A 12,934-nucleotide genomic window follows, 5' to 3' on the forward strand; every position below is an offset into this window, starting at 1 on the left:
TTCAGCGCGAGCCCCTTCAGCGCGAGCCCCTTCAGCGCGAGCCTCTTCGTCACGATGCTCTTCATCGCGATCCGCTTCATCGTGAGCCTCCCGTGCGAGGAGTCACCGGGGCCGGCGCGACGAGGTTCTGGATGTAGCTGTCGAACCAGCGGCCGTTCCCGAGGGTGTTGGTGAAGACCCGGGCGAAGGGCGCCATCAGCTTGACGCTGCGGTCCAGGCTCGCCTGGTTGCGCTCCAGCAGTCGGACCACCGCGTTCAGGTTGCTGAGGGCGGGCCCGATCTCAGCGCGGTTGTCCCGTACCAGGCCGGAGAGCTGGATGCCCAGGGCGACCGAGCTCTTGAGCAGCGCGCGGATGACGTCGCGTCGCCGGGTGATCTCCTTGAACAGCTTGTCGCCGTCCTTGACCAGCGTGGTGAACTCGCCCGTCCGCTCGGCGAGCACACCGGTGACGCCGTTGGCATGGGCGAGGAGTTCGCGCAGCGCCTTGTCGCGGGAGGCCACGGTCGTGGAGATCCTCGACAGGCCCTGGATGGAGGCCCGGACCTCGGGGGGCGAGTCCTCGAAGGTGGTGGAGATGGTGTCCAGGGCGGTGGCAAGGCGCTCCGTGTCGATCTGCTCGGTGGTCGTGGTCAGATCGCTGAACGCCTCCACCACGTCGTACGCCGCCACCGTGCGGCTCAGCGGGATCTCGCTGCCCGGCTCCAGCCGGCCGGGGCCCTTCGGCTCCAGCGCCAGGTACTTCGCGCCCAGGATCGTCTTGATCCGGACGGCAGCGCCGGTCTCCTTGCCGAGCTCCGGGTCTCCCTTGATCCGGAAGGTCACCTTGACGTGGTCGCCGTCGAGGTCGACGTCGTCCACCTTGCCGACCTTCACCCCGGCGATACGGACCTCGTCGCCGGACTTGAGACCGCCCGACTCGGAGAGCGCCGCGCTGTACTCCTCGCCGTTCCCGATCAGCGGGAGGCTGTCGGCGTTGAACGCCGTGGCGATCAGCGCGACGACCATGGTGAGGCCGACGGCCCCGATGGCCACGGGATTGCGTTCGCGGAAGGGGATCATCCGGCGCACCTCGCCCGTGCGACATGGAGTTCGGGTGTGATGACCTCACCGGTCTTCGGCAGCACGATCCGGCCGTCGAAGTCGCACAGGTAGAAGTTGAACCAGGAGCCGTAGGACGCGGTGCCGGTCAGCTTGTTCAGCTTGTTCGGCAGCCGCCGCAGGACGCCTTCCACGGTCTTCTCGTTGTCCTTCAGCGTTCCGGTGAGCTTCGACAGCTCGGCGATGTCCGCCTTCAGCGGCGGCCGGGCGTCCTTGAGCAGGCCGGACGTGGCCTCCGCGAGGCCGTTGATCCCCGCCAGCGAGTCACCGATGGGCTTCCGGTCGGCCGAGAGCCCCGAGATCACCCGCTGCAGCTGCGCGAGGAGATCGGAGAAGCGGGTGCTGCGCTTGTTCACGGTCGACAGCACGGTGTTGAGGTTGGTGATCACCGAACCGATCAGCTTGTCGCGGTCGGCGAGGGTCGTGGTGAGCGAGGCGGTGTGCGCGAGCAGGCTGTTCACCGTGCCGCCCTCGCCCTGCAGGGTCTTGATGATCTCGGTGGCCAGCTGGTTCACGTCCTTCGGGCTCAACGCGGCGAACAGCGGCTTGAAGCCGTTCAGGAGCGCGTTGAGGTCGAGCGCCGGCTCGGTGCGGGAGAGCGGGATCCGTCCGCCGGGGGGCAGCCGCGTCCCGTTCCCCGCCCCTTCCGTCAGCGCGATGTACCGCTGCCCGACCAGGGACCGGTAGCGGATGACGGCGCCGGTGCTGGTGAGCAGCGGCCGGTCGCGCGAGACGCTGAAGGTGACCTCGGCCAGCGTCCGTTCGGTGATGCGGATGGACTCGACCTCGCCGACCCGCACTCCCGCGACCCGGATGTCGTCGCCCTCCTCCAGGCTGGTGACGTCGCTGAACACCGCCGTGTACGTGTCCTGGGGTGTGAAGGAGACGTTGACGATGGTGGCGGCGAGCACCGCCGTGGCCAGCACGGTCACCACGGTGAAGAGGCTGAACTTGACCAGCTGGGGCGCCGTCGACCGTGCACTCGTCCTCGCGCTCATGCGACGCTCACCGCCGTTCCCCGTGCCATCGGTCCGAAGAGCAGGGTCGCGACCGCGGGGACGTCGGCGGCCGGCACGCCCATGACCGGGGCCACGAGCGTGGCGACGGCGCGCTGTTCGGCCGCCGTGCCGGAGAGGGTCTCCCCGGACGTACGCGAGGTGCCGTCGTCGAGCTTGGGGTGCGGCGCGGGCACGCGCGGGTGGGGCAGGTCTCTGCAGTCGGGGCCGGAGCGGTCGGCATAGCGCGGTTCCTCGCCGGGGTGGTAGGGGGGCCGTGGGCGTACGAACTCGAGGGTGATGCGCATCTGTCCGCCCCTGAAGGTCTCTTCGGCGGCCGCCTCCTGCCGGACCAGGCCGGCGAGCAGACAGGGGTACTCGGGGGAGTAGCGGGCAAACAGGGCGAGCGTGGGACGGGAGACCCGGCCCAGGGTGATCAGCCGGTCGGCGTTGTCGTCGAGGAAGCCCTCCGTGGTGCCCGCGGCGGTGGCGGTCCAGGTCAGGGCCGACGCCAGCCGGTCCTCCTTCTCGACCAGGGTCCGGCTGGTGGTGAGGGTGTTGTTCAGGATCCGCATCAGGTCGGGTGCGGCGTCGGCGTACACCTCGGCCACGTCGGCGAACCGGGAGATGTTCTCCCGGAGGGACGGCATGTGCGGGTTGAGCCGGCGGAGGTACTCCTCCACGCGTACGAGGTTGTCGCCGATCCGGTCGCCGCGCCCTTCGAGCGCGGTGGCGAACGCGGACAGGGTGGCGTTCAGCTTGGCGGGCTGCACCGTGCGCAGCAGCGGTAGCAGGTCGTTCATCAGCCGCTGGAGCTCGATGCCGACGGTGGTGCGGTCCTGGGTGATGACGTCGCCGGCGGCGATGTGCCGGGACGACGGGGCGCGCGGCGGGACCAGCTCGACGTACTTCTCGCCGAAGAGGGTCTTGGGCAGCAGCCGGGCGTGGACGTCGGAGGGGATGAGGGTGACGTGCTCCGGCTTGAGCGCGAGGGAGAGGACCGCCTTCTCGCCGTCGGCCCGGACCTCGCGGACCTCGCCCACCAGCAGGCCGCGCAGTTTGACGTCCGCGCGCGGCTCCAGCTGGTTGCCCAGGGTGTCCGCCTCCAGGGTGATCCGGACGACCGGGGTGAACGCCTGCTGGTAGACGGCGACGGTCAGCGACAGCAGCAGCGCGATCACGACGAGGAAGACGACGCCGTACACCCGCAGCCGGGCGGTCGGGGACAGAGTCGGTGGACGCATGGCCATGGCCTTACCCCGCTATCCGTACGGTCGTGTTCGCGCCCCAGATCGCCAGGCTGAGGAAGAAGTCGAGGATGTTGATGGCGACGATGGAGGTACGCACCCCGCGGCCGACCGCGACACCGACCCCGGCGGGGCCGCCGCTCGCGTGGTAGCCGTAGTAGCAGTGGACCAGGATGATCACGACGGCGAAGACGATCACCTTGCCGAAGGACCACAGCACGTCGACGGGGGGCAGGTACTGCTGGAAGTAGTGGTCGTAGGTGCCGGCCGACTGCCCGTAGTAGCCGGTGGTGATGGTCCGGGCGGCGAAGTACGAGGAGAGCAGCCCGACCACGTACAGCGGGACGACCGCGACGAATCCGGCGATCATCCGGGTGGTGACCAGGAAGGGCAGCGACGGGACGCCCATCACCTCCAGGGCGTCGGTCTCCTCGCTGATCCGCATCGCGCCGAGCTGGGCGGTGAAGCCCGCGCCGACTGTGGCCGACAGGGCGAGCCCGGCCACCAGCGGGGCGATCTCGCGGGTGTTGAAGTAGGCGGACAGGAACGCCACGAAGTTGGACGTGCCGAGCTGGTTGAGCGCGGCGTACCCCTGGAGGCCGACCTCGGTGCCGGTGAAGAAGGAGAGGAAGGCGATGACGCCGACGGTGCCGCCGACGACGGCCAGCGCGCCGCGGCCGAAGCTCACCTCGGCCAGCAGGCGCAGCACCTCCTTCTTGTAGCGGCGCAGGGTGCGGCCGGTCCAGGCGAGGGAGCGCCCGTAGAACGACATCTGGCGGCCGAGCTCCTCCAGGAGCCGTCCGGCGCCGCCGAGTGGGTTGAGCCGGTTCGGCAGGGTCATCGCTAACCCCTCTGCGGAACGAGTTGGAAGTAGACCGCCGTCAGCACGAAGTTGGTCACGAAGAGCAACATGAAGGTGATGACCACGGACTGGTTCACGGCGTCGCCGACCCCCTTCGGACCGCCCTTCGCGGTCAGCCCCTTGTACGAGGCGACGATCGCGGCGATGGCGCCGAAGACCAGCGCCTTCAGTTCGGCCGCCCACAGGTCGGACAGCTGGGCGAGCGTGGTGAAGGAGGCGAGGTAGGCGCCGGGTGTGCCGTTCTGCAGGACGACGTTGAAGAAGTAGCCGCCCGCCACCCCGACCACCGAGACCAGGCCGTTGAGCAGCACCGCCACGAGCATCGTGGCGAGCACCCGGGGCACGACGAGCCGGTGGATCGGGTCGATCCCGAGGACCTGCATCGCGTCGATCTCCTCGCGGATCTTGCGCGCCCCGAGGTCCGCGCAGATCGCGGTGCCGCCGGCGCCCGCGATGAGCAGGGCCGTGACGATGGGGGACGCCTCCCGCAGGACGGCGAGCACGGAGGCGGCGCCGGCGAACGACTGGGCGCCGAGCTGCCGGGTCAGGCTGCCGATCTGCAGCGCGATGACGGCACCGAAGGGGATGGAGACCAGCGCGGTGGGCAGGATGGTGACGCTGGCGACGAACCACGCCTGCTGGATGAACTCCCGCACCTGGAAGGGGCGTCGGGGAAGCGTCCGCAGGACGTCCAGGGCCATGGCGAAGAGGCTTCCGGTGTGCCGGAGCGCCCCGGTCGGTGACAGGCTCACGCGTCCGCCACCTCCCGGCTGTCCTCGCGTGCGGCGATCGCCTGCCACCGGGGCGGGCGGGTGACTCCGGGGCTGGGCAGCAGGCGGGGGGTGATGCCCGCTCCGGATGCTCCCTTGCCGCCCTGAGGGCCGCGGTGGTCCCCGGCGTCGAGCTGGGCGAGCTCCTCCTCGACCTGGGCGGCGTCCTTCTCCTCCGCCATGCCGATCGGCCCCTGCATGCGGCCGTTGAGGAACTGCCGTACCACCGGCTCGTCGCTGGCGAGCAGCTCTTCGCGCGGGCCGAACATCACCAGTTCGCGCCGGAAGAGCAGCCCGATGTTGTCCGGGACCTGCCGGGCGGAGGCGATGTCGTGGGTGACGATCAGGAAGGTGGCGTCGATCTGGGCGTTCAGATCCACGATGAGCTGGTTGAGATAGGCCACCCGCACCGGGTCGAGTCCGGAGTCGGGCTCGTCGAACAGGATGATCTCCGGGTCGAGCACCAGGGCCCGGGCGAGACCGGCCCGTTTGCGCATGCCCCCGGATATCTCGCCGGGCAGCTTCTCCTCGGCCCCGATCAGACCGACCATGTCCATCTTCTCGAGGACGATCCGGCGGACCTCGCTCTCCGGCTTACGGGTGTGCTCGCGCAGCGGGAAGGCGATGTTGTCGTACAGGTTCATCGACCCGAACAGGGCGCCGTCCTGGAACAGCACGCCGAAGAGCTTGCGCACCTCGTACAGGTCGCGCTCGCGCAGCCGCGTGATGTCCTGGCCCGCGATCGTGATCGATCCCCGGTCCGGCTTCAGCAGGCCGACGAGCGTTTTGAGGAACACCGACTTGCCCGTGCCCGAAGGGCCGAGCATGACGGACACCTCGCCGGCGGGCAGCGTCAGCGAGACGTCCTGCCAGATGACCTGGTGGCCGAAGGATTTGGTCAACCCTTCCACACAGATCTCGACACCCATCCGGTTCACCCTTCAGCGGGGAGCAGCTCCGACATCTGCTCTACGGGGAGGGGCGGGGCGTCCGTCGCGGAAAGGCGAAGATTTTTTACGGGGCGGAAACCGGACCGTCGACAGACGGGCGTACGGGGACGTCCGGGAGGGCGTCGGATACGGGCACGCGGGGCACGTCGGGGGCTTGGGCCACGGGTATCCGGGCCACTTGGGTCACGTGGGGTATCCCGGGCACCTGGGGCACCTGGGGGGCCGGGACCGCCGGGACCGCCGGTACGGGCAGGTCGGGGACGGGGATACGCGGCACCGGCACCGGCGGCACCGGCACCTCGGAGAGAACCGAGGGGAGGCCGGAGGGCGACGGCTTGGCGCTCGACGGCGCCGGACGGGCGGACGAGGGGGACGCGGACGCGGAGGGGACAGCGCCGGCCCGCCCCGCCGTTCCCTCGGCCTTTTCCGCCGTAACCGGGTCCACCGCCGCGGACGTCACTCCCCGCGGCGGCCGACCCGAGCGGTCCGGCTCGTACTCGTACGTGAAGGGCAGGGTCAGCCCCACCACGGCGAGCGTCGCCGCCGTGGAGGCCGCGACCGCCATCTGGGCGTTCCCGCCCGTCTGGGTCCGGCCGCGCCCGCAGAGCCACAGGGCGAGCGCCAGCGTGCCCGCCAGCGAGTTGCGCAGCGTGCGCCGTGCCCTGGCAAGGAGCGACTCGACCGCCTCGTAGCTGAGCCCCATCTCCTGGGCGACCTGGCCGACATCCCGGTCCTGGGCCTTCAGGCGGAGCGCCTCGGCCTGACGGGCGGGCAGCTCCCGGCTCCGGAACGCCAGCCACTTCGCCTCCGCCCGGTCGCACACCGCCTCGTCGACGGGGACCGGGCCGGGCGCGACGAGCCGCGGGATCCGGCGCACCTCGGCCTCGCGGTTGACCTGCCGGTACCGGTCGACGCACAGGCGCATGGTCACCGTCGTCAGCCACGCGCCCAGCCGGGGGTCGTCGAGGTCGAGGTGCGGGTTCTCCGCGGCGCGCAGCATCGCCTCCTGGACGGCGTCCTCGGCGTCCTCGGTGCTCAAGGATCTCCGGCGCGCCACTTTGAGGAGTTGCTCGCGATGGCTCCACAGGTGCTGCCACCCAGGATGTAGGTCCGTCGCCATGAGGGCCCCTTCACGCTCACACCGGACTGCAGGGCGGCGGCGACATTACCGCCCGGTATCCGGAGTTGTGGAGGGGTGGAGCCGGAGTGAGTCCGCACCGTTACGGGGTGAGTGGTCCGGGGGCCGGGAGGACGGGGTCGTCCGGCAGCCGGACACCGGTGCCGGGGGTGGTGACCGCAGGTGGGGGCGTGAACGAGGGGGTCGGCGAGGGTTCGGGTGAACGGCTGGGCGTGGGGGTGGGCTTGGGCCTGGACGCGGCCGGAGGGGCGGGTGCGACGGAGGGCGAGGTACCGGTACGCGGACGCGTGCCGGCCGGCCGGCCGGGCGCGGCGCTGGAAGGGGCCGCCTGTGCCGGGCCCGTATCACCCGTTTCACCCAGGCTGTCCCCGTACCCGCCGTCCCAGCCCGTTCCGACCGGGATGTGGCCGTCCAGGAAGTACGCGTACCAGGACCGGACAGTGCGGAGGTACTCCCGCGACCGGTTGTAGGAGAGGACGGCGCGGTCGAGATCGTCCGGTTCGGAGAGGACGCGTCCGCCCGCGCAGAGGTAGCGGCCGGCCGCGAGGGCCGCGTCGTAGACGTTGTGGGGGTCGGCGCCGCCGTCACCGTTTCCGTCGGCGCCCCACCGGGCCCAGGTGGACGGGATGAACTGCATGGGGCCGACCGCCCGGTCGTACGAGGTGTCGCCGTCGTACGCGCCGTCGTCGGTGTCGTGGATGGTGGCGAACCCGTTGCCGTCGAGCCGCGGGCCGCGGATGGGCGCGTAGGTCGTACCGCTCCGGTCCACCCTGCCGCCGCGCGCCTGGGCGGACTCGACCTGGCCGATCGCGGCGAGCAGCTGCCAGCGCAGGGCGCAGCGCGGGGTGCTCCGCGCGACGGCCGCCTCCGCCTTCCGGTACGCGTCGAGGACGGTGGCCGGAAGGGCACCGCCTCCCGTCTCGACGGCGACGGCCGGGGCCGGACGCCGAGGCGGCAGAGCGCCGCCGCGCACCGACAGCGGGGGCAGCGCGGTGAAGTAGTACGCGTCCCCCGGAGGGGCGGCGTCCGGCTGTCCGGTGACCTCCTGTGCCACGGGGCTCGGTGGCTGCGAGGCGGTCAGCACCGCCACGGCCACCGCGGCGGCCGCCGTCCCCGCGACTCCCCTGCGTATCCGTCCTGCGACCCGTCTGGCCATGCCCCGGACCCTCCCGGCTCCCACCGCCGCACCGAGGCCCGGCGCGGCGTCCGTCACCCGCTCTACGGGGAGACGGGTCGCGTCCGTCGCTCAGTCCCGGTTCTTTTTCGGCCATCTCGCCGCCCGGGCCGCGGTGTCGGTCGACCGGGGCGACCGGGGGCCCCGACTCCCGCTCCGGCGTCCTCCCGGTGGTCACCACGTTCGGGACGCCACTCGCCGACCCGGCCCTGCCGCCGGGCATCGAACCCCCGGCCCACGTGAGGGGACGGGCGGGGCGCATTCTCGGCGGGGAGGTCACCTGTCCCAGGTGATGGTCTGTTGATCTGGTGTGACCGTGATCAGGAACCGGTCGAGGTCCGGTGATCCGTCGCGTTGCCAGTGCGCCATGTGCTCCTCGATCCGGTCCCACACGCGGTCCGGCCCGCCCTGGCGAACGGTCCAGTGGGCGCCGTCGAGGCGCAGGGCGGCCCATGACTCGGCGTCGACGTCGATGAAGACGTGCTGTGTCTCGCCGCCGGGGGGCTGGATCCGGATGCGTTGAGTACGAGGTGCGGCGATCTGGGCGACGAACCGTGCGGTCCAGTGGTCCAGGGCGTCGGCGCCGATGACGGCCTCGCGTTCCTCGCCGTCGTCGAGATCGGGCAGCATCCCGAGCGGGGGCGGCAGGTGGGGGCGGGCGAGCATGAAGGAGATCTGGCCACCCAGGAGCCTGCCGTGGGCGGCGCCGTCGTCGACGGTGAGGCGGGCGAGTTCGGAGGAGTACATCCAGCCGCAGACCGTGGCGAGGATCTGGCCGCCGGGCCGGGTCTGCGCAAACCAGGCCGCCGGGATGTCGAGGACTCCGCAGGTGGCCACGATCCGGTCGTACGGAGCTCCGTCGGGGTCCCCGTCGAGGCCGTTTCCCACGATCAGGCGGGGAATGTGGCCGGTGGCGCCAAGGGCCGCACGGGCCCGGGTGGACACGTCTTCGTCGATCTCGATCGAGGTCACGAGGTCGTCGCCGAGGCGGTGGCACAGGAGAGCGGTGGAGTAACCGGTGCCGGTGCCGATCTCCAGGACGCGCATTCCGTCGTCCAGGCGCAGCTCTTCGAGCATCCGGACGACCAGGCTGGGCAGGGTGCTGGAGCTGGTCGGGGACCGGAAGATCCGGCCCTGGATGTCGGCAGGTGCGATGGTGCCCGCGATCTGGGTCACCAGCGAGTCGTCGGTGTACGAGGCCGGGAGCCATGCCGCGTCGCCGGGCATGACCGGTTCCCAGCCGGTGGGGCCGGTGCCCGTGCCGTCCACCCGGCGGAAGTAGCCGCCACGAAGAAACTCGTGGCGGGGTGTGTCGAGCACGGCCTGGCGCCATTGGGGCGAACGCAGGTGACCGCCGGCGGTGAGCCGGCCGGCCAGGTCCTCACGAAGAGTCTTGTCGTCGCTCACGCGGTCTTCCGTTCCAGGAGGTCGGCCATGGCCGCGACCATGGGCAGTCCGGTTTCCGGTTCCATCCACGCCCACTGGCCCGACGGGTTGCACTCGAGGAACCACCATGCCCCGCTCCGGTCCACGGCGAAGTCGAATGCTCCGAAGACCAGACCGAAGTGGTCCACGTACCGGTGCAGGGCGTCAGTGATGCCAGGCGGTGGTTCGACCACGGTGTAGGTGAGCCGGTCGTAGTCGGTTCGCCAGTCGAGGAGCCCGGAATCGATCCGGACGCTGAACACCTGTCGGCCGATCAATGTCACGCGTACATCGGCGACTTTGTCGACTCGCTGCTGGAACAGGTGGGCGGTTCCCGCCACCCGCTCATCGATCTGCTCCGCCGTGACCTCGCACACCTCGACCGTGCAGGAGACCCCGTCGATCCGGTACAGGGGCGTTGACAAGGGCTTGTAGATGACTGGCCCGTGGGTCTTGATGAACGCGCGGGTGGCGTCCGGCTCCGAGGTGATCAGGGTCGGCGGAACCTGGAAGCCGCAGTCGACGGCGGCCGCAAGACCGGAGGGCTTGAACTCGGCGTCTCCGATGCGGTGGGGGTGGTTGACGTACAGGCAGTGGGGGAGCGAGGCCAGGACGCCACCGAGGCCGTAGCGGGCCTGGGTGACGGCGAAGCGGGCGTTCTGCGCGTCGAGGTGCGGGAAGGCGAACCCGGAGGGCCGCCGGTAGTACAGGGACCGTACGTGCGGCAGGTCGGCGGTCCTGGTGGGGGTGGACAGCGTTCCTTCGATGCCTCGCGGCGTGATGGTGGCCGCGACCGACATGGTGGCGGGGAAGTCCCCGGAGTCGAGCCGCACGACCGGGATGCCCCGGTCGTGCAGCTCGCTGATCACCACGTCGGCCGTGGGGTCGTCGATCACGGTGACGACCAGCACCGGGCCGGCGTGGGTCACTGGTCGCTGTCGTTCCCGGTGTCCTGGTCGCCGCCGCCGGAGCCGCCGCCGCTGGAGCCGTCGGAGGGGTTGCCGGTGTTGGTGCCCGGGTTGGTGCCGGTGCTGGTGCCGTGGGCGGGCATCTCCATGACCTGGCCGGTGGTGTCGAAGTATCGGGCGGTCTGGGTGTCCGGGTCGATCTCGGCTCGTGCCCAGGCGGGGGCCATGGCCGGGTAGGGGGCCATGCGCTGAACGCCCCACGGCACGGCTGTGCGGTGGCCCATGGGCAGTGGCGTCCCGGTCGGGAGTCGGTCGGAGTGGTTGAACATGCTTCCTCCAGTGGTGGGTTCGGATGGTGGGTGGTGCCGCGCTCCGACGTGCGGGGAGCCGTTCACCACGCGGCGGACCGTCACCCTGCGGCTTCGCGCCGCTCGCCCGCCTGCTCCAGCTGAATCGCGTGCAGCTGGATCTCGTCCGGCGTCAGGACCAGGGTGCTGGGTTCGGAGGTCCCGTCCAGGTGGTGCAGCGTGATCGCGATCGTGGTCCGCTCGGTGGTGGGGTCGTACCGGATGTCGCGGCGGGCGGGGGTGGCGTGGGTGATCACCGGGCTTCTCCGTTCGGGGGACGTGCGTGGGTGTGACGGCGTGTGCGGACCAGCGGTTTGGGCTCGATGATCCGGCGGTATCGAGTCAACCGAACCGCCGCGTGGCACGGAACGGGCGTGGCAGGGTGCGGAGTTGAAATTCTTGAATTCCAAGGGAAGGCCACGGCATGACCGGTCGTGCACGGACGCCGAACACCTCTCTTTCGTCGCTCATCGCCGAGGCGAGGTGGACCAACGGTGAGTTCGCCCGCGCGGTCAACCGGGTGGGCACGGAATCCGGGTTGTCCCTGCGGTACGACGACTCCGCCGTCTGCCACTGGCTGGCCGGCACGATGCCGAGGGCGCGCGTCCACGCAGCGATCGTCGAGGCGCTCTCCCGCCGCCTGAGCCGGCCTGTCACGGCTACCGAGGCGGGTCTGAGGAAAAGCGCCGTCTCTTCCGCGCCCCCGGCGGATACCGTGGAAGGGCTGATCGAGTTGGGGAGCGCGGACATGGACCCATCCCGGCGGGCGGTACTCGGGGCCGCGGGCCTCTTCTCCGTGGCCCTGGCCATCCCCCAATACGAAGACATGATGGGACGGTTCGAGACCGTCGCTCACACCCCGCACGCCAGAATCGGGTACGGCGAGGTCAAGGCCGTCATCGCCATGACGGAGAAGATCAGCGAGATAGACGACCAGTTCGGTGGTCGGACCGCGCGCCCGCTGGCCGCCGCGTTCCTGGTCAACACGGTCGTGCCGCACCTGAGAGCGGACGCTTCCGATGACGTGAAGCGAGCCATGCTGTCCGCCGCCGCCGACCACCTGTACCTGACCGGGTACATGGCCATGGACGAGCGTCTGGACGGCCTGGCCCAGCGCTACTACACGCAGGCTCTCGAACTGGCCGGTGCCGCGAGCGACCACCTGACGTACTGCACGACACTGCGCGGTATGAGCGTCCAGGCCGTGGATCTCGGGCACAGCCGCCTGTCCCTGCGACTGGCGGACTCCGCGTCGGCGGCCTCACCCCAGGCAGGCCCGAGGATGGTCGCCTTCCTCGCCGGACAACAGGCCCACGCGGCCGCCCAGGCCGGCTACCGCACCCTCGCCCTGGCCAAGATCAAGGAAGCCGAGATCGCGATGGACAAAGCCGAGTCGAAGGCGAAGGCGTTCGGTTCGTACGACCCGTCGTCGCTCGCCTACCACGTCGCCCAGGTCCGCTACGAGCTCGGCGACAAGACGGCGGCCATCGACGCCCTGGAGGACTCCGACCGGCTGAGGCACTCGATCTACCAGCGCGGACGAGTTCGCCATCTCGGGCTGCTGGCAGAACGGAAGCTGGAACGGGGACATCTGGACGAAGCGTGCGTGGACTGGAACCGGATGCTCGATGACTATCCGCAGGTGCAGTCCGGACGCTGCGACGACCGGTTCCGTGCCATGACGGCCGCGCTCCGCCCGTACACGAAGAACGGTCACGCGAAGCAGGTGTGGGAACGGGCCCGGTCGATCGCCTTCGGGCCATCCGCGCCGGGTGCCGGAACGGCCTGACCAGGGGCGCTCGGGTCGGATCAGCCGCGCGGTCGTGGCGCCCTATGCCGTTCCCGACCAGTTTGTTCGCCCTTCATCATTCCGCCCGGGTTTCCCCTGTCTCGGCGGTTTGAAACCACGATTCGGTGTGTCCCCTTTTCTGCTCCCGTCCTGTAACGTCAATCACCCGAAAGGGCGCCCTGAACTCCGTACCGGAATGGACCATCCGGCGCTGAATACTAAGGGGCGGG

Annotated in this window: 13 protein-coding genes; 1 reads left to right on the forward strand and 12 read right to left on the reverse strand. The window is 70.5% G+C overall.

Annotation, left to right across the window (positions count from 1 at the left end; genetic code table 11):
• Positions 1-76 precede the first annotated feature (76 nt).
• The 12 genes from ACIRB4_RS22695 to ACIRB4_RS22750 form a co-directional block, all read right to left on the reverse strand.
• The gene (locus ACIRB4_RS22695; protein ID WP_403293801.1) at positions 77-1,060 is read right to left on the reverse strand and encodes an MCE family protein; all 984 of its coding nucleotides are present in this window, start codon (positions 1,058-1,060) and stop codon (positions 77-79) included.
• Complete coding sequence (locus tag ACIRB4_RS22700) at positions 1,057-2,097, reverse strand: MCE family protein (RefSeq protein ID WP_403293803.1); 1,041 nt, start codon at positions 2,095-2,097, stop codon at positions 1,057-1,059. Before ACIRB4_RS22700 ends, ACIRB4_RS22695 begins: the two co-directional genes overlap by 4 nt.
• Positions 2,094-3,344, reverse strand: a complete 1,251-nt coding sequence (locus ACIRB4_RS22705) for an MCE family protein (RefSeq protein ID WP_403293804.1) — start codon at positions 3,342-3,344, stop codon at positions 2,094-2,096. The genes ACIRB4_RS22700 and ACIRB4_RS22705 overlap by 4 nt, the downstream gene beginning before the upstream one ends.
• 4 nt (positions 3,345-3,348) lie before the next feature.
• Entirely contained in the window at positions 3,349-4,182 is an 834-nt protein-coding gene (locus tag ACIRB4_RS22710; protein WP_403293806.1) for an MlaE family ABC transporter permease, read from the reverse strand.
• A 2-nt stretch (positions 4,183-4,184) separates the two neighbouring features.
• On the reverse strand, positions 4,185-4,955 hold the full coding sequence (locus tag ACIRB4_RS22715; RefSeq protein WP_356888410.1) for an ABC transporter permease: 771 nt from the start codon (positions 4,953-4,955) through the stop codon (positions 4,185-4,187).
• The gene (locus ACIRB4_RS22720; protein ID WP_403293807.1) at positions 4,952-5,902 is read right to left on the reverse strand and encodes an ABC transporter ATP-binding protein; all 951 of its coding nucleotides are present in this window, start codon (positions 5,900-5,902) and stop codon (positions 4,952-4,954) included. The genes ACIRB4_RS22715 and ACIRB4_RS22720 overlap by 4 nt, the downstream gene beginning before the upstream one ends.
• A gap of 85 nt (positions 5,903-5,987) precedes the next feature.
• Positions 5,988-6,962, reverse strand: a complete 975-nt coding sequence (locus ACIRB4_RS22725) for an RNA polymerase sigma factor (RefSeq protein ID WP_403293809.1) — start codon at positions 6,960-6,962, stop codon at positions 5,988-5,990.
• Positions 6,963-7,143: 181 nt separating this feature from the next.
• Entirely contained in the window at positions 7,144-8,217 is a 1,074-nt protein-coding gene (locus ACIRB4_RS22730) for a lytic transglycosylase domain-containing protein (protein ID WP_403293811.1), read from the reverse strand.
• A gap of 294 nt (positions 8,218-8,511) precedes the next feature.
• Positions 8,512-9,642 (reverse strand): ATP-grasp peptide maturase system methyltransferase, encoded by a 1,131-nt coding sequence (tgmC, locus tag ACIRB4_RS22735; protein ID WP_403293813.1) that lies wholly within the window; start codon positions 9,640-9,642, stop codon positions 8,512-8,514.
• Positions 9,639-10,589, reverse strand: coding sequence for an ATP-grasp ribosomal peptide maturase (gene tgmB / locus ACIRB4_RS22740; RefSeq protein WP_403293815.1), 951 nt, complete (start codon positions 10,587-10,589; stop codon positions 9,639-9,641). Before tgmB ends, tgmC begins: the two co-directional genes overlap by 4 nt.
• Positions 10,586-10,897, reverse strand: a complete 312-nt coding sequence (gene tgmA / locus ACIRB4_RS22745) for a putative ATP-grasp-modified RiPP (RefSeq protein WP_403293817.1) — start codon at positions 10,895-10,897, stop codon at positions 10,586-10,588. Before tgmA ends, tgmB begins: the two co-directional genes overlap by 4 nt.
• 80 nt (positions 10,898-10,977) lie before the next feature.
• Positions 10,978-11,172 carry a hypothetical protein gene (locus ACIRB4_RS22750; RefSeq protein ID WP_403293819.1) on the reverse strand — a complete coding sequence of 65 codons (195 nt, stop codon included), beginning with the start codon at positions 11,170-11,172 and terminating at the stop codon, positions 10,978-10,980.
• A gap of 167 nt (positions 11,173-11,339) precedes the next feature.
• On the opposite strand from ACIRB4_RS22750, the gene ACIRB4_RS22755 reads away from it, so the two are divergent.
• Positions 11,340-12,704 (forward strand): tetratricopeptide repeat protein, encoded by a 1,365-nt coding sequence (locus ACIRB4_RS22755; RefSeq protein WP_403293821.1) that lies wholly within the window; start codon positions 11,340-11,342, stop codon positions 12,702-12,704.
• Positions 12,705-12,934: the final 230 nt, after the last annotated feature.

It is taken from the genome of Streptomyces sp. NPDC093600, assembly GCF_044764755.1.
In the GTDB taxonomy this organism is placed as follows: domain Bacteria; phylum Actinomycetota; class Actinomycetes; order Streptomycetales; family Streptomycetaceae; genus Streptomyces.

Excerpts from the sequence above, each read along its gene's own strand:
- ACIRB4_RS22695 (WP_403293801.1), bottom strand. The coding sequence starts at position 1,060 with ATGATCCCCTTCCGCGAACGCAATCCCGTGGCCATCGGGGCCGTCGGC.
- ACIRB4_RS22700 (WP_403293803.1), bottom strand. The coding sequence starts at position 2,097 with ATGAGCGCGAGGACGAGTGCACGGTCGACGGCGCCCCAGCTGGTCAAG.
- ACIRB4_RS22705 (WP_403293804.1), bottom strand. The coding sequence starts at position 3,344 with ATGGCCATGCGTCCACCGACTCTGTCCCCGACCGCCCGGCTGCGGGTG.
- ACIRB4_RS22710 (WP_403293806.1), bottom strand. The coding sequence starts at position 4,182 with ATGACCCTGCCGAACCGGCTCAACCCACTCGGCGGCGCCGGACGGCTC.
- ACIRB4_RS22720 (WP_403293807.1), bottom strand. The coding sequence starts at position 5,902 with ATGGGTGTCGAGATCTGTGTGGAAGGGTTGACCAAATCCTTCGGCCAC.
- ACIRB4_RS22730 (WP_403293811.1), bottom strand. The coding sequence starts at position 8,217 with ATGGCCAGACGGGTCGCAGGACGGATACGCAGGGGAGTCGCGGGGACG.
- tgmA (WP_403293817.1), bottom strand. The coding sequence starts at position 10,897 with ATGTTCAACCACTCCGACCGACTCCCGACCGGGACGCCACTGCCCATG.
- ACIRB4_RS22755 (WP_403293821.1), top strand. The coding sequence starts at position 11,340 with ATGACCGGTCGTGCACGGACGCCGAACACCTCTCTTTCGTCGCTCATC.